This is a genomic window from Paenibacillus sp. LBL, from assembly GCF_029893715.1.
GTDB classification, from domain to species: domain Bacteria; phylum Bacillota; class Bacilli; order Paenibacillales; family Paenibacillaceae; genus Paenibacillus_AQ; species Paenibacillus_AQ glucanolyticus.
Window position 1 is genome coordinate 770,395 of sequence record NZ_JARXYU010000001.1, and the last position, 16,435, is coordinate 786,829.

Below are 16,435 nucleotides of genomic sequence, written 5' to 3' on the forward strand. Positions count from 1 at the left end.
GAGAAAGGAGGAGATCGATGTTGAAGCATGCCAGACCCCGAAGATGGTTCATGCATATTGTTCTTATAATGCTGCTCACATCGTATACAACCGGCTGTTTCCCGCAGCCCGGACATAACGACGAGGCCTACGATGGCGACACGGTTAACCTGATCTATTATACGATCGGAGAGCCGGACAAGGATCTCCAGCTCGTAAACGACAAAATCAATGAAATCATGGCTCGCAAAATCGGCGTAACGATCACCTATGTCAAGGTAAGCTGGCTGGAATACGAGGATCGGCTGAACACGCTGATATCCGCCGGGAGTCCGTTTGATATCGCTTTTGCCCCCGATTATGCAACAACTGCGATGCGCGGCGCCTGGCTGAAGCTTGATGATTACCTTACCGGCATTGGTAAGGACATGTACGATGCCATCGACCCAACCTTCTGGCAAGGGGTGCGTATGAACGATGGCAGCATTTACGGCGTTCCCACCAATAAGGAATTAGCCGTGCGTGATCATTGGATGTACCCCGCTTCCATCGTGAACAAGCACAATATCGACATTACCCAATACAATACGCTGGAATCCCTTGAACCCTTGCTACGAATGATTCGCCAGGAAGAGCCGGCATACATCCCTATGGAATTGGACCGGGATTCACAGAATTTCTTCGCGCTCCATGGATACGAATATATTCTGAACCATAAATTGCCCTTGATGGTGCAATCGCTGGACCCTGCCGCCCAGGTGGTGAATATCTTCGAAACCAAGGAAGCGCGGCAGGTGCTGGATACGTTGCGGCGTTATTACAAGGAGGGCTTCATTAACAAGGATGCCGCGCTGCGAGAGCCTGGAGCGCTTAAGCGAGGGGCCAAGGTGTTCTGGAAGTCCTCGGGCGGCGGACCGCTCTCGGAGACAACTTGGAGCAAGGATCGCGGCTACAAACTTGTAGCCCATCCCGTAACCCCTAACACCGTGACTACGGAAGCCGTCCGTGGAGGCATCATGGCCGTTAATGCCAACACCAAACATCCCGTGGAGTGCATAAAATTCCTGAATTTGCTGAATACGGACCCGGAAATACGCAACTTGTTCAATTACGGGATCGAAGGCGTGCACTACACGCTGGATGAACAGGGCCAAGTAGTTCTGATTACGGATAAGAACAGCAATGACGACGCCGTCCCGGATACGCCGGCAAGCAGCTATTCAGGAGTGCAGTACACGCAGGGGAATTGGTTTATTCTGAAAACCATGGGCGGCGATAACCCGGAACCCCTCGACAAATGGGACCAATTCCGTAAATACAACGACGGCGTCGTCAACTCCACTGTTCTTGGATTCACGCCGGATCTATCCAGCCTGACCGCCCAAACCGCTAACATCGAGATGGTCTGGCAAAAATATTATCCAAGCCTCATGACAGGCTCCGTCGATGTCGATACCATCCTCCCCAAGTTTAACGAGGAGCTGAAGCAAGCAGGCATGGACGAAGTACGACAAGAGGTGCAGAAGCAGCTGGACGCTTGGCGGAGCCAAAGAGAGTAAGCGGCAGGTAGGCGGAATTGAATCGGGGTGAATGAACCCTATTGTCTATATTCAGAAGAGACCTTGAAGCTGATTGCTTCAAGGTCTCTATTTGCAGTTTTACTCCCATTTGTCGTAGGCTGCCTGCAAATTCATTCCGGACAGGAGTCCTTTTTGCAGCTGCGGATTCGGAACCATCCGGTTGTACTTCATAATTTTTTGGTTGATGGCCTCCAGCTCAGCCTCCGGGATTGCATTTGGCTCCGGACGACCCAAGAGCCGCTTGATGTCGGCGGCGATTTCTTTTCTCAGCTCAATCCATGCCGGCTGGTAATTCGCGTTTTTCATGATACCGGTTAATACATCCCCGTCTTCGATCTTGATTGGCTTTCCCTTCAACGGCAAATCGTCAAAGCCGCCTTCTCTTGCAAACTTATCGACCGCCGATTCCAGAAGCCCGCTGCTGGTCGACACAGGACGCCGTTCTTTTTCTTGATGCTGATCTTCATCAGCTGCAGAAGCAGATTCCTTTGGGTCCTTGTTCACATCCATCTGCTTCACCTCCTTTTTTTCTCCTACCGAGGGAATGAACATGACTCCTTCTTTAACTCATTCTGCATAACCATCGTCATGACCTGTAAAATGATCGAAAAATATAACATTTTCTCATCCGTAAATGGAAGAACCGGTGTGGAATGAATTAAGCTCATATACTTCTTCTGAACCAGGCTAATACGTTGAGTAAGGATGGTTCAAAGCTCCACCATCGCTTTGATCACCTTGGCGGAAGGATGCATCCAGCCCTGAAATTCACGGATCAATTCTTCAAATCTGCACCGATGAGTTATGTACGGTTCTACATCCAGCCCGCCGTCCGAGATCTGCTTCATCACCTCATTGAAATCATCCTTGGTTGCGTTACGGCTGCCCATCAGCGTCAATTCCCGTTTATGAAATTCAGAATCCCGAAATGAGATTTCTCCTTGAATCAAGCCGACATACACCAAGGTCCCCCCGTGGGCAACCATATGAAAAGCGTTGGTCATGGATTCCTGGTTTCCTGTTGCGTCCAAAACGATGGAGGGAAATTCTCCTCCTGTTAGCGCCGAAAGATCGGATAGTTCCTCTCCAACCTGAATCGTATGATCTACCTTCGCCCAGTCTTTGCAAAAGGCCAGTCGATCGACGTTTGTATCCATGGCGATAAGGGTTGCTCCCATCGCTTTGGCACAAACCATGATCCCAAGTCCAATAGGACCGGCTCCGATCACCAAAACCGTATCCTTGCTGGTTACATTCGCCCGCTTAACGCCATGAGTTCCAATGGCTAACGGCTCTATCAAGGCCGCCTGATCCAAAGACAGCCCTTCGGTCCGCATCAAATGGGAAATCGGAACGGAGATGCGCTCGCGCATGCCGCCGTCGAGATGCACGCCAATCACTTTCATGGATCGACAACAGTTGGTTTTGCCTCTCAGGCAAGACCAGCATTCTCCGCAGTGTATATAAGGAATGACACAGACGGTGTCCCCGACCTTCAATCCCTCATCGTTAACTCCGACCTTTTCAATCACACCGGATAACTCATGACCGAGAATTCGCGGGTACGTAAAAAAAGGCTGATTACCGCGGAAGGCATGTAGATCCGTACCGCAAATTCCGATTCGCTTGATGCGGATGATGGCTTCTCCGTCGAGTAATTGTGGCTCAGGCAAGTCCTCCCGGTATTGAAATTCCCCAATCCGATTACACACAATTCCCTTCACTTCTAACTGCCTCCTTCTCTTGATCAGCGGATGCCTTCATTGTATTCCGGACGGCCGCTTGTCCAAGTCCGCCCTTGTACGGGCTCCAATATGTTCAACACTTCGGCTAAGACGACAGGATCCAGCGACTCTTCACTCCAAGCAGCATTACGCTTTATATTGTCAGGGTTAGCCGTACTGACCAGCGTTGTCGGTATCTGTTCATTCGAGGTTGAGAACTGCACAGCTAGTTTCGCAATATCCACTCCGGCTTTGGCGCAATATTCGGACGCACGTCTGCAGGCTTCCTTGATCTCCGTTGAAGCCGGGTGCCAGGACGGCGCTCCTCTGGGACCAAGCAATCCCATGGATAAGGGAGATGCATTAATAAGGCCAACTTCCTTGTCGTTAAGCAGCGGCAGCAAACCGGTAAGTGTCTGATCGTTCAAAGAATAATGGCAATAAGAAATGATGACGTCCACTTGCACTTGGGGCAGCAGTTTCTCGAACAGCTGCAGCGGCAGACCGCAAATCCCGCCAAACCGGATTGTCCCCTTCTCTTTTAAATGCTGGAGTGCAGGAAGAGCCTCCTCGAGAATAACGGATGCGGAAACGAACTCTATATCATGCAGAAAAAGAATATCCACGTAATCGGTTTTAAGTCGTTTCAAGCTCTCATCGGCACTGTCGATAATTCGCTTGGACGTGAAATCAAAATCATGCTCGCCATACCGGCCTGCTTTCGTGGACAGGATAAACATGTCCCGGGGTAATTGTTGGATTGCTTCGCCCAGCACGCTTTCCGCCTTCGTCAAGCCGTAATAGGGGGATACATCGATCAAATTGATGCCCGCATCAACGGCTGCGTGCACGGTTCGGATTCCCTCGCGGTCGTCCGTTTCCCGAAAGACGGAGCCTAGCGAAGAAGCTCCGAAGCTTAATACGGAAACATCGAGCCCGGTACGACCTAACTTACGATATTTCATGATGAAAACACCCTCCCTATTCATAGATATATCGATTCATGAGCTGCCCAGCAGCATCCCAGCTATTCTTCCAGACCGTCACCACGAACATCCTTAAGCTTGTAAAACGCCTTGGCATTCAGGCCGAACAATCGGGCATATTCCGCCTCTCCCCATGATTTCGGCAGAGCTTCGGCCAATACGTCAACCACTTGGCCATATTCAGCTGAAAGCAGGCATACGGGCCAATCGCTGCCGAACATGACCCGCTCAGGACCGAACATCGCTGTCACTTTATGTACATACTTATTAAAATCCTCCTGACTCCATCGGCGATGCTCCGCCTCGGTTACCATGCCGGAGAGCTTGCAGTAGATACTCGGAAAACCGGCAATTTGCTTCAGGAGGCTCTCCCAAGGCTCGATCCGTCCGCTCCGGATCGGCGGTTTGCCCAGATGATCGACAACTCCGCGGATGCTGGGAACATGTTGGATTAGCTTCAGCAGCGGTTCCAACTGGTGACTCAGAACAAGAAAATCAATTGGAACCTCCTCCTTGGCATATCCACTTAATGCTTCGATGTATGACGGCTCCAGGATCACCTGGGCATCAGGCATATCCTGGATCATAATACGAAAGCCGATAAATTTCGGATGTTTCCGAAATCGCTCGTAATGCTGCCGGTGCTCGGGATCGAAGAGATCGATCCATCCTACCACTCCGAGAATGGAAGAATCGTGATCCGCGAGCGACAATAGATAGTCCGTCTCTTCCATGGTCGGTGCCGCCTGGACGGTTATGCTGCCGTCAAACCGGTGCAAATCCAAATTCGGCCTCAGATCAGAAGGCAGGAAGTTTCGATAAAGCTCTGGAATATCCGGCTTGATCCATCCATAATCTCCTCGTTCTATCAGCCAATAATGCTGATGGGCATCCACTCTCATGAACATCCCTGCCTTTTTGATGTAATGTTTGCTATTTTCATTGTATGATCAAAGTCTGTGTACAAATATAGCGTGGAATTGCAATTTTATAACTTATTTTGATATTGTGTTTCTATTAGAAGATAAGGAGCGATGATCATGACTCCCCTGCGCAAACCATTTAAAGGGGACCCCCTGTTTCCGATGGAATTGGTTTATCGGACTACAAAAAGCCCCGAAGTGGAGCTGCCTCATCATTTGCATGATCTTTACGAATTGGTATATGTGTACCAGGGAAAGGGCACTTTTTTTATTGAAAACAAGCTGATGGAGAAAAAAGCAGGCGACCTTTTCATCATCCCCGGAAACACGATTCACAGCTCTTTCCCTGACCCGGATGATCCGATTATTTCGAGTGCTTTATTCTTTGCGCCTTCGCTCGTCTTAGGTGCGAATGGAAGCGATCTGCAATATGCAATCCTTTCTTGCTTCGACGTTGCTCAAAAATCAGGATCTTATCGTCATGAATTACCCAAGTCGAATCAACAATATATCGAGGGTATGCTAAAAAGGATCTCGGAAGAGACCCGACTTGCTCAGTTGGGTTTCCGCGAGGCGCTTGTGCTCTTGCTGCGCTCCTTACTGCTGCATATCAATCGCTACATCAGTACCTTGTCCGCAGAACAGCCGGCCCACTCACAGATCGGCCCCTCCTGGTTGAGGAATTCCATCCAATGGATTCATGAACATCTGGATCAACCCATAGGACTAGCCACTCTGTCGGCCCATGCATCGGTAGACCCGGCCCATTTTTCCCGTATGTTCAAGAAATATACCGGTTTGCATGTTACGGGTTACATCAATGCCAAACGAATCGCCCGTGCAAAAGAGCTCCTGCTACAGCATGAGAAATCTATCGGACAAATCGCTGAAATCTGCGGATACGACACCCTGACTCACTTTCATCGAAATTTCAAAACGTTGACGGGAATGACTCCCGGAGCGTATAGGAAGCAGGTAATTGACAGTTGACCCATTTAGAATTATATTATTTATAGTTAAGCACTTAACTAAATAGGGGGTGTGATCTCGTTGAATGACGACCTGCAACAATACGTGCTGGATTTGCCGCTGCCGACCCTTGCTTTCTTCACGTTGGTGGAAACAACGGCAAAGCTGGTCGACGTATCCGAAAGCTACTGGAAGGCACAAGGGCTGAACGGAGCCAGAATACGTATATTAGTTGAACTTATGAAAGAGGGAGGAACCATGCTTCCCTCCAAGCTGGCACAACAAATCGGAGTAACCAAACCCAATATCAGCCTGCTGCTCACCCCCTTGGAAAATGAAGGCTTGATTCGGCGGGATAACCATCCCCGGGACGGTCGAAAATCGGTTATCAGCATTACAAATGAAGGTCAGCATTTATTAATCCACAACCTGCCTGCGAACAGGCAGCAAGTTTCAGCTAAGATGAACGTGCTGAATGACGAAGAATTAAAGCAGCTACTGGCCCTTCTGAGTAAATTAAAGGAGGCGTGACGGCTTTTCACGCCCATTTGGTTAAGCACTTAACTAAAATCAAAAAGGATGATGGCAATGTCAATCGTAATTACAGGAGCCAATGGCCGGCTCGGCAGCCTCATAATCCAAGAGCTTCTTCACCATGTTTCACCTGATCAAATCGTTGCTTGCGTTCGGCGTATGGAATCCGGAAAATCATGGGAGGACCAAGGAATAACTGTTCGTTTCTGCAACTACGACGAGCCCGCCTCCCTGGAGAAGGCCTTCGTGGGTGCTTCGCGGCTGTTGTTCATCTCTAGTCCCCATCTCGATGATACCGTTCGTATGCGGCAGCATGCCCATGTGATAGAAGCTGCAAAAAAAGCGAACGTTGGCCATATATTCTATACCAGCTTTGCCTTTCCCGAACATAGCGACATTTCACTGACCCATTTGCATTTGGCAACGGAACATGCCATTCGCACAACCGGAATTCCGTATACTTTTCTTCGCAATGGCCTATATATGGACTTTATCGAAGCACTCGATGTGAATGCGTCCATTCTGACAGGAAATCTTCGTATCCATCCGGGGTCGTGGAAATTCAATGCGGTTACGCGCTCCGATCTGGGAGCCGCCATCGCGGCAGCATTATCCGGTGAGGGCCATCTTAATAAAACGTATGAGCTTGTGGCGCCTAACGTTTGGACCTTCAGCGATGTAACCTCCACTCTTTCAGAACTAACGGGCAGAGCGATATCCCTATGTCCCACCAACGAGTTACAGCATTGGATATTCAGCTTTTTAAGAAAAATCGATACGGCTTCAACTTCTGGCGATCTGGAGAATTTATTGGGACGCCCGTTAACAACGATGAAAGAAAACATGAAAGCTTATGTCGGGGCAGTGATTAGATCCGACTGACGATGAATCGACATTTCCCTTCATTGAGTACTGTGAAACCAACGTACCCAATATAATTAAGCAATACGGGAATACGATGGCCCCTGGGACTCAAGGAAGGAGGCAGAAATATGCCGATACGTCCGCCCATATTGCAGAGAGGCGATACCGTTGGAATCGTTACCTTGGGCAGCCCGCTCGATGCCAACATCATCAATGCACGGATCGAATATTTACGAGCCATGGAGTTCAATGTCGTATTGGGCCAATATGTATATGCCCAAAACGGGTTTCTGGCCGGAACAGACGAACAGCGGGCATCCGATTTAATGATGATGTTTCAAGACGATCAGGTGAAAATGATACTGCCCACAAGAGGCGGCACCGGAGTAGCCGGAATCCTTCCATACCTTGATTATCAAGTGATCCGGAACCATCCGAAAATCTTGACGGGCTACAGTGATATAACGGTACTATTAAACGCATTGCATCAATTCGTGGATTTAATTACGTTTCACAGCCTCTTGCTTATCGACTTCAAACCCGAGACGCCCTCCTACAATTACGACCAGTTTTTTGCCGCGACGTCCCTGTATTCATTAACACGGCCCATCCTGAATCCACCCGAAATGCCTCTGATCAGCCGAGTTCCGGGCAACGTTACAGGGCCGCTTGTGGGCGGTAATCTAACCTCGTTTGTAGATACGCTTGGAACGCCTTTCGAAATCGATACGCGGGGCAAAATAATCGTTCTTGAAGAAACGCATGAACCGACCAATACCGTCTACAGGTACTTGAACGATTTGAAACTCGCGGGGAAATTTCGTGACTGCATCGGCATTATCACGGGGGAATGTACAGGCTGCCAGGCTGCTTACGGCAAATCCTACGAGGATGTCATCAACGAGTTCATTGTGCCGCTCGGCAAGCCGTTGATCACAAATCTTGCCACGGGTCATGGTTTGTATAAAGCAGCTCTGCCGATTGGCGCCTTGGTTAATCTCGATTCCATTCTTAATACCATAACCGTGGTTGAACCTACGATCAGTACATAAAGCTCGTTGCATGGGCCTCGCTTCATCCCCATGCTGCCCATGCGCAGCGAGATATTAATGAAAAAAGCAGTTGATCATTACGATCAGCTGCCTTCATTTCTATGTGATGCTGCAGGTAAACTCATAGCTGCGCTACAGATGGGCAATCCCTTCACACCTGACTTATTTCACGTAAAATGTAGCGTCTCTTTGATCCCATGCTGTCGAGACCGGAGAAATTTCCAACACACCGTCCCGGTGTATTTTCCGTAATCTTATTTTCTGAAAACCTAGCTTGGCATAGGCATAGGTAATAAATGTATTTTTAAGATACTTGTCCTCTGTCTGTTTCTTGCTATCTTGTTTGTGCTTTCTTTCTGGATGAAACTTTTCGCCTAAAGCTTCCTCGAGTTGCACTTTCAATCTGCTGAATTCCGATTGTGAAATTGGACAGTTAATATACATAGTATCTATTCCGATATTGACCATATATAAAATTTCTTGTATAGAACTACTAATTAAAGATAGATGCATAAGGAAAATGCCATCTGTAGGAAGGCATACTGGTGAAGAAGGGTTACATTATTTAAGCATTATTCATTTGTTTGGTTTGCAATAAAAAAACACAACAAGGACGGCGACCATCGCTGTCCTTGTGAATATTTCGGTGCGGCAGAGCCACTTGGTTAATTAGTGAGAGCCATGATGTTATCGAAATAGAGCCCAGCAAGTTAATAAGGAGAGCCATCAGAATATGAGGGTTCTCCCATTTTCAATTTTCAACTATCGTGCCCTTTTGATGGGCCGTTTACTGCGTGATGCGAGACTTCGGAACTCACATCGGAAACTTGCACCGATTTAACCTCTCTTTCGATAAAAATAATAGAGTGAGGAACCTTATCTCCACTCTCTCTCTTTGCTTATATCCTCTAAAAAACTGCTACTTTCCCAATTACAACGACTCGGATGCTTGCTTCAGATAGCCGGACAATTGGGCCAGATCCGGCTTATCTCCTTCGCGCAGCTTGATCCACTTCCGTTCGGCCGGACCCTCGAAGCCTTTCGGAAACGCCATGCCGACTGTATTCATGATCATAAATGCAATTGCATCTTTCGAAGGTGAAATGACGGCAGCAAACTGCCCGTTCTTCAGAAAATGAATCTTCTCTTCCACTCCAGGAATCGTCTCGTGGACCATATGCCGAAGCTGACCGCACAATTGAACTTGCCATGGCGAGGACAGATTTTCAATAAATGTGGATACTTCTGGGTTCATTTTCTAACACGTCCTCTCTTATCGATGGATATTAGACTTCCTGTTGCAACTTGGCCAAATATTCGGCGTAACGTTCCATGGACGCAATCGCACCTTGCTCCGCACCGGAAGCCAGTGAGCCTTGAAGGGCTTCAGCAGAGACGTATTCCGTGCGCATCGTCAATTTTGATTTACCGCCTTCAAGCTGTTCAAACGAGTCGAAAATGACGGATTCGTGCTCGTTATACGGAGCCACGTCAAAAATCATCGTATAGTTCAGTCGCTCGGGCTTCACAATTTCGCGATACGTACCGATGATAGGAAACTCGGTCCCATCCGGACCCAACTGAACATATCGGTAGGTGCCACCCACTCGCAAATCGATCTCGCAGGCATGGAGGGGTACTCCGCCGTGACCCCACCAGCGGGACACATGCTCCGGCTTTGTCCAAGCATCCCACACCAACTCGCGCGGTGCTTCGAAAATACGCTCAATGATTAATGCTTGTCCTTCTACTCGCGTTGTTGCTTTATTTGCCTGTTGACTCATCGTGTTTTTCCTCCTCATTTGGGTAAGTAATAGGGTTCTGCTCAGATTTTATCCCATTTTTTCCAATATCGCCAACACAGTAGTTAACGGTTCAAGTTTTGTTCCAAGAACGCATCGAGTTGACCAAATGTCCCGACGAATCCTTGCTGTACATGCGGGCGCATGCTCTCAAAGGTGGCGCGTTCTTCCTCAGTGGCGTTAAACGGACCGCCTTTTAGCGTAAGCTTCGTCTTTCCTTCGCTTTCGATTAACATCAAGTGGTTGAACACTTCGAGCGGCCACGTTCCGCTGAACGGAGCCCGGATCGTGTTACCTTCTTCATCGGAATACGATTGGATGAAGTCTGGATAAATCAGCATTTGGATTAACGTCGCGTGAAAACTCCAATCCATTCATACGCGCGATTACAAAGGATTCGCTATACGAAAGCAAACACGGGACCTTCTGACCAATGCTCCCAACAACAGGACGACGGCAACAATCAAGAATGCCGATTTCTTCGACCAAATCACTCCTTTTCATATTATTTTCTGTTCATTTTGAATATACTTCTTAAGGAATATACCTGTCAAGGAATATTCAGTATTTAAATTGACCGCACTTTCATTAATCGCGCCGAACCGCGAAAGCTGGCAAAGAATTTTACGGAATACCTCATGTCGTAGAAGTGTGCGCTTGACACAGGCTTAAGCCGTGTTTAACCATGTCTCGGACGATTCAGCGCGGCGGTGTCTGCCGAATACGAAATAGAAGAGGCCTAAGCTGGCAACTTGTAAGACCGCCAGCACGAACCAGATATTGCTGAAGATCAAGCCCCCGCGTTGCGGGTGATCCAAAGAGCGGATTCCATGCTGGAATCGCCGATCTGCTGAGGTCCGTCATCTTGCCATAGATCCCGATTGCCATCCCTTGCGCGATGAAGTTGACCATTGCCAGCATCGAACATTGGGAGGAACAAAGCCTATGAATTGCTAAATAGTGGCGAAATCAAGGCGATAAAGATGAAGGGCTATCGAATTCCGAAGATAGCTGTCAGGGATTACGTACTGTCGCAGGCAAAAATAACAATGGAACGCTACAAGGAATTATCAGAAGGAGATTAAAATAAGCTGCGCATTTTGCTGCGGCTCCGCTGGCTCGTACTATAGAGTCTATGATTTGATTGTGTGTACGAAGTTAGGCACTCCTGTAAATCCACGCAACTTGCTTCGAACGTTCTATGATTTGACGAAGAAAGCGAAAGTCCCTAAAATTTGTTTTCATGATCTTCGTCATACCGTGGTCACATTAATGCTTAGTAGTAATACAAACCCAAAGATTGTAAAGGAAATCCCTGGGCATTCAGACATTCGAGTGACCCTCGACATTAGTTTCCATATTTTAACATCTATTCATAAGGAAACCACTCATCAGTATGGCAACATGATTTTCGGGTCGCAACTTGAGAGCAAAGAAAAGGAGGTTTTAATCGCTGCCGACACGGGTAGCTCGTTAGAATTTGATTCTGAATCGTTAAACACGATTCAATAATTCATCCTCAACTTACTGACCGCCTTTCATCGGAGCATTTAGAACGGAGTAAAAGTAAATCACCCTGCCTCCAAAAGAGGACAGGGCGATTGTTTGTGATCGAGAAAAATAAAATAAAGGTCTGAGCGGAGTCCTATTTGCCTCGCAAAAGATGAAATAGCATTAAAAAAATCCTTAGTGTGACCAAACGTGTGACCACGCGCTCAAATCATATCTAAGCATAGCAAGAACCCGCCAAACACTCGAAAATCCCTGTGTTTAGCGGGTTCTTTTTAGTTATGGAGCCTAGGGGGATCGAACCCCTGACCTCATCGCTGCCAGTGTGGTGAACACTGTTTCCTTCAATGAACCGATATGTCCGAAAGCCTTCTGTAGTGCGGGTTTTCGGACTTCGGTCTGTTTTGTTGTTACCTTGAATTTCCGCATATTATTTAAGGTTTGTGATCATAGGTGTGATCATATAATTGTTGATGTAATAAACTAGCCACATTAGCTATGCGAAAGCAGTAAAGAATATCGATTCAAACGATGGTTGAACTTACGGAACAACCTTATTTTTTTTCTTATTAATTCCAATAATATTCTCCAACACCCATAAGCACCTTAGCATCCTGAACGATACAATAATAACTCCCCACAGCACAACCATATTTAGTTCAAACAACGGAGCTGTATCACGGTCCATAATTAGGGATACAAGTGAAAGTACAACCAACAGCCCAAGATATTTACTCGTATTTAAGAATACCTTAAAGATTTGACCATAATATATACTCGATCTGAGGGCGTTCATACCTGAATTATTTCCAGTAACAAGTAGAATCGACAATCCAGTAATAACAAAGCCGAGTAGGGAGCCAGCTACTCCAGCAATCGCTCCATATAAAGCTGAGCGTGAACCTTTTAATACATTCATTACTTCATCCTGTAGACTATATTTATTAATCATCCAAAGAATTACAAAGGTTAACACGATTGATAGGATAAATTCCATGAAGAGGAAATACTTATCATACGTATCAATAATTTTCTTCATCAGGACATTGTTCCACCCTTGCGAAATTATCTCTCAACTCATGGTATGCTTCATTGATTGCATTATACATACTAGTTGAGTCTACCGCTCGTCTTTTGTCGTCGACCGTTATAACACTTTTCGTGGAGATCATCTTATCTTCTAATAAATCAAAAGCTTTATTCTTCTCAGTTGTGATATCTTCACCAACCATCTTAAAGCGATGTATCTGGTCTCGGTTTGACTGTCGAGTGAGAAAGTCATTGAGTTTCTGCTTAACAAACGGGAACCCAAATCCACGCTTTGAGTACTTCTTTTTACGAAGAATAACTTCTACAGTCTCCGCTTCCGATATTGAAGCTGCTGCTTCAAATGCATTCTTAAGGTTTGAATCCAATTGTTCAATAATTCCAATTGAATTCTTTGCCACTTCAATTTGTACTAAGCTTACCTCATTACCAATTGATCTTAACTGGCGATCCACATCAAGATTAAGTATTGGCGTAATTTCGATGTGAACTGTTGGATTAGAATAAGTACGGCTTTTTTCTAACACATAATCCTTCAGGGCGGATGCTCTTGGTCCATAGAAATTGAACTCTAGGCCTACAACCCCAGCTATCGGGTAAAAAACAAAATGTGTGATTTCAGCAAGTCCTGCATTCGCTGGAATGATTAATCCAGTTAGCTTTCCTTGATTTTCAAGCTCTGGCAGAGAACTTCTCCGTGACACCGCAAATCGACCTTTGATCTCAGACGCTGTACTTGTCGAATCCATTTCAATAAGATGGACATCCCCGCTTAGCAGATAAAGATACCTTGATAGAGGATTATTGCCATTGAACTGCAAGTTACTTATGTAATCAAACACTCCATAAGGATCAGTATGTGGGCGTAAGGAATTGGAACCCTGTCGTAACTCATACAAATCGATTCTGAAGAAATGAATCTTACGATTAATATTAGCCATTATACTGTTCCTCCATTAGTCATAATATAAAAGAGCCCATACAATAGATACTGTAATAGGCTCTTCATTCGTGGTGTTGTGTCGTTAAGCTAGCTTACCTAATACAGGTTCCATGAAACTATCGAGAAATTCTTCCGTAACGCCTTTAATGTTTCTCTTTTTGAACAGAGCGTACATTTCTTCTACAGCTGAGTATGAGAAAAATCGTGTGTTAAGTGAATGGAATTGAGGCTTACTCGCTTCTTTAAACACCTTCTCTCTTTCATCGTCAGCTGCTACGATTACATATCGAGTAGGGAAAGGCGGTATTGCATCTTGGAGGCCCTTCATTCGTGTTAAACCACTCGTAACCCCAGTGCTATGTTCAACTTCCATAACAGCAGGCATTAACTTTCCATTCTTAAACCAAATGCAGTCAATCATTAGAGCAGCTCTGTATGCATCCTCAAATGGCGCAATTAGCTTTTCATTGCGCAAGGAACTTACTACACTCTCCATCTCGCCGATCTTTTTGTTTTTATACACAATACCTTTGTCGTTTTGAGCAATCCAGGTACGGAAACCCAGATGCTGTCCGATTTCGATAAGAGCGATCTGCATCTGTGAATGCCGCCTTTTCATCTCTATATCCAATTCTGGAGTCTTAATTTGGTCGGGAAGTACCAACGCATCATACATTACATCAACGGTCGGCACTTCAGAAATGACCACATCAGTTTGCGATTTGTACATTGCTCCAGCAGGGTGAGGATCGTCAGGACACCACATAAGATGCTTGTGGCCTTTCTTGATATTCGTGTTAGAGCTAATGCTTTCAATCCTTCCAGGGTAGCAGTAATAAAACTGCGGAGTATGCGCTAATAATGCTTCTAATACTGATCTTGTATTGTAACTACCACCGAATACACGTTCAACATTGACTGGATGGTTTTGAAACAATGCATTTGCGAGTCGCCAAATCATCCCCGTAGAAATTGATTCTTCGACTGCATTTGCCCATGTCTCACCCTTTTTAGGATTTATGCGCTTAATGACAATAGGTCCCTCTGGATATACAACATCCATAATTCTAATCATGCCTGGAGTTTTGGAATTAACATACTGATATATCATGTCCTTAGGTAATTGCCCAATCTCATGTACTAAGTTGGAGGCAGTTAGTCTCATGTGTACTCACTCCTAGGAAGTCTAAAATGGTTTCAGCCAATCCCTTAGCTGCTAAATAAGGCACACCATTGCCTACAGTCTTAAATGCAGCAGACAAGGTGATGTCACTTGGTAATGCATATTCTTTTGGTAAAGACTGAATTGCTAATGCTTCTGCTACAGAAATACGCCTTGCTTTGTAAGGATGCAGGTGTACTTCATTGTTTCCGTATGCCGCAGTAGGTGAGTATCTCCATCGGTGAAGTCGTTTGTAGCTTTTCTTTGAATCATCGCCCTCAGGAATCGTTTGAAATTTCACAAGTCCAGCCCTAGGCGTAAAATATTGACGAGCGTTCGGATGATTGTATACATCATTCTGATTGAACCAATGCTCAATTGTGAGTTCCTCAGGGATACCTGCTGGACGCTCAAGTTCAACATCTTCCCCAAATGGAGTAGTCGCTAGCCAAGGAATACTGGATATCCTATCTAGACTATATTTAATATGCTTTTCCCATGGGAACACGTCTGTTAATGACATGCCTTCCCCTAATTCTATCCCCATTCTCTCCAACACATTTTGCTTGAATCCAATCATAATAATTCGTTCTCTTTGTTGAGGAACTCCGTACTCTATAGCGTTGATCAAGCGCTCTGTGGTTACATATCCTGCACTATGGAGATTAGACTTAATCTCTTCATAGAATGCTCTGTGCTTCTTTGTTCTCCATAATCCTTTGACGTTTTCGAATAAGAAAAAGTCAGGCTCTTGTTGGCAGATTAACTCAACATAAGTAGCCGAGAGCTTTCCGTTTTCACCTTCGCTTCCTCGGTTCTTACCACCAACGGAGAAGTCAGGACAAGGGGGGCCGCCGATAAAGCCAATAAGGGGATTGGATTCCCTTGCCTTCTCGACAAGTGAGGTTAGGTTCCCACTGTCTTCTGCATTGGTGAATTCAGTTATGTCACGAAGATGATAACCAAATTCAGGTTCTGGGATGCCCATTACCTTCCGAGAATGAATATATGTCTCCATAAAAGGGCGATAGAATTCATTTACAAACAGTACGTTATAGCCACTCTTTTCAAATCCTAAATCTAAGAAGCCTGCACCTGAAAAAAACGAAAAAATGGCTGGTGTATTTGACATTGCCTTACCTCTATTCTGCATTAATTCGACAGCTTGCGATAATAATTTCTACATCATCTGGGTGGTTCCTGCTTACCCGAGAAAATACATCTTGATTTCCAAAAAATTGGATGATAAAATACCTATGTCCGAAAGCATCGGCGTAAAAGACCCTTATGAAGGAAGCACCTTCAGGGTCTTTCTTATTTTTCTAAAGTACGGACGGTATTGAATTTCTTGCCAAAATCAT

The 16,435-nt window shown here is 45.9% G+C and carries 18 protein-coding genes; 7 read left to right on the top strand and 11 right to left on the bottom strand.

Translation table 11 applies throughout. The features are described from left to right. Positions 1-17: 17 nt before the first annotated feature. Complete coding sequence (locus M2277_RS03620; RefSeq protein ID WP_280754149.1) at positions 18-1,538, top strand: ABC transporter substrate-binding protein; 1,521 nt, start codon at positions 18-20, stop codon at positions 1,536-1,538. Between the two features lie 99 nt (positions 1,539-1,637). Here the strand turns inward: M2277_RS03620 and M2277_RS03625 are convergent, their stop codons facing one another. The 4 genes from M2277_RS03625 to M2277_RS03640 form a co-directional block, all read right to left on the bottom strand. Beyond that, positions 1,638-2,069: a DnaJ family domain-containing protein gene (locus M2277_RS03625; RefSeq protein WP_040680919.1), complete on the bottom strand. Its 432-nt coding sequence runs from the start codon at positions 2,067-2,069 to the stop codon at positions 1,638-1,640. Between the two features lie 200 nt (positions 2,070-2,269). Next, positions 2,270-3,283, bottom strand: a complete 1,014-nt coding sequence (locus tag M2277_RS03630; protein ID WP_063480346.1) for a zinc-binding alcohol dehydrogenase family protein — start codon at positions 3,281-3,283, stop codon at positions 2,270-2,272. A 23-nt stretch (positions 3,284-3,306) separates the two neighbouring features. Further along, a complete protein-coding gene (locus tag M2277_RS03635) occupies positions 3,307-4,248 on the bottom strand; it encodes an aldo/keto reductase (RefSeq protein WP_280754150.1) in 942 nt (313 codons plus the stop codon). A gap of 62 nt (positions 4,249-4,310) precedes the next feature. Then, positions 4,311-5,171 (bottom strand): amidohydrolase family protein, encoded by an 861-nt coding sequence (locus M2277_RS03640; protein ID WP_280754151.1) that lies wholly within the window; start codon positions 5,169-5,171, stop codon positions 4,311-4,313. A gap of 138 nt (positions 5,172-5,309) precedes the next feature. Between M2277_RS03640 and M2277_RS03645 the strand changes: the two genes are divergently transcribed. The 4 genes from M2277_RS03645 (at position 5,310) to M2277_RS03660 (ending at position 8,611) form a co-directional block, all read left to right on the top strand. Further along, positions 5,310-6,182 (top strand): AraC family transcriptional regulator, encoded by an 873-nt coding sequence (locus M2277_RS03645; protein WP_063480349.1) that lies wholly within the window; start codon positions 5,310-5,312, stop codon positions 6,180-6,182. 60 nt (positions 6,183-6,242) lie between these two features. Beyond that, complete coding sequence (locus M2277_RS03650) at positions 6,243-6,692, top strand: MarR family winged helix-turn-helix transcriptional regulator (protein ID WP_280754152.1); 450 nt, start codon at positions 6,243-6,245, stop codon at positions 6,690-6,692. A 57-nt stretch (positions 6,693-6,749) separates the two neighbouring features. After that, positions 6,750-7,577 carry an NmrA family NAD(P)-binding protein gene (locus M2277_RS03655; RefSeq protein ID WP_280754153.1) on the top strand — a complete coding sequence of 276 codons (828 nt, stop codon included), beginning with the start codon at positions 6,750-6,752 and terminating at the stop codon, positions 7,575-7,577. Positions 7,578-7,687: 110 nt separating this feature from the next. After that, positions 7,688-8,611 carry a S66 peptidase family protein gene (locus M2277_RS03660; RefSeq protein ID WP_280754154.1) on the top strand — a complete coding sequence of 308 codons (924 nt, stop codon included), beginning with the start codon at positions 7,688-7,690 and terminating at the stop codon, positions 8,609-8,611. A gap of 931 nt (positions 8,612-9,542) precedes the next feature. Here the strand turns inward: M2277_RS03660 and M2277_RS03665 are convergent. The 3 genes from M2277_RS03665 to M2277_RS03675 form a co-directional block, all read right to left on the bottom strand. Then, positions 9,543-9,866, bottom strand: coding sequence for a DUF1801 domain-containing protein (locus tag M2277_RS03665; RefSeq protein WP_280754155.1), 324 nt, complete (start codon positions 9,864-9,866; stop codon positions 9,543-9,545). 31 nt (positions 9,867-9,897) lie between these two features. Beyond that, a complete protein-coding gene (locus M2277_RS03670; protein ID WP_006212011.1) occupies positions 9,898-10,395 on the bottom strand; it encodes an SRPBCC domain-containing protein in 498 nt (165 codons plus the stop codon). A gap of 83 nt (positions 10,396-10,478) precedes the next feature. Continuing rightward, positions 10,479-10,754 carry an SRPBCC family protein gene (locus M2277_RS03675; RefSeq protein ID WP_280754156.1) on the bottom strand — a complete coding sequence of 92 codons (276 nt, stop codon included), beginning with the start codon at positions 10,752-10,754 and terminating at the stop codon, positions 10,479-10,481. A 570-nt stretch (positions 10,755-11,324) separates the two neighbouring features. On the opposite strand from M2277_RS03675, the gene M2277_RS03680 reads away from it, so the two are divergent. Together M2277_RS03680 and M2277_RS31680 are read left to right on the top strand one after the other, a co-directional pair. Then, positions 11,325-11,498, top strand: a complete 174-nt coding sequence (locus tag M2277_RS03680) for a helix-turn-helix domain-containing protein (RefSeq protein WP_076152143.1) — start codon at positions 11,325-11,327, stop codon at positions 11,496-11,498. 61 nt (positions 11,499-11,559) lie between these two features. Beyond that, the gene (locus M2277_RS31680) at positions 11,560-11,925 is read left to right on the top strand and encodes a tyrosine-type recombinase/integrase (RefSeq protein ID WP_481857761.1); all 366 of its coding nucleotides are present in this window, start codon (positions 11,560-11,562) and stop codon (positions 11,923-11,925) included. A gap of 538 nt (positions 11,926-12,463) precedes the next feature. Here M2277_RS31680 and M2277_RS03685 read toward each other — a convergent pair. The 4 genes from M2277_RS03685 to M2277_RS03700 all read right to left on the bottom strand — a co-directional run bounded on the left by M2277_RS03685 (position 12,464) and on the right by M2277_RS03700 (position 16,206). Beyond that, entirely contained in the window at positions 12,464-12,961 is a 498-nt protein-coding gene (locus M2277_RS03685; protein ID WP_280754157.1) for a hypothetical protein, read from the bottom strand. Further along, entirely contained in the window at positions 12,945-13,910 is a 966-nt protein-coding gene (locus tag M2277_RS03690) for a hypothetical protein (protein ID WP_280754158.1), read from the bottom strand. The genes M2277_RS03685 and M2277_RS03690 overlap by 17 nt, the downstream gene beginning before the upstream one ends. An 84-nt stretch (positions 13,911-13,994) precedes the next feature. Then, the gene (locus M2277_RS03695) at positions 13,995-15,077 is read right to left on the bottom strand and encodes a restriction endonuclease (RefSeq protein ID WP_280754159.1); all 1,083 of its coding nucleotides are present in this window, start codon (positions 15,075-15,077) and stop codon (positions 13,995-13,997) included. Beyond that, a complete protein-coding gene (locus tag M2277_RS03700) occupies positions 15,046-16,206 on the bottom strand; it encodes a DNA cytosine methyltransferase (RefSeq protein ID WP_280754160.1) in 1,161 nt (386 codons plus the stop codon). The genes M2277_RS03695 and M2277_RS03700 overlap by 32 nt, the downstream gene beginning before the upstream one ends. Positions 16,207-16,435 lie beyond the last annotated feature (229 nt).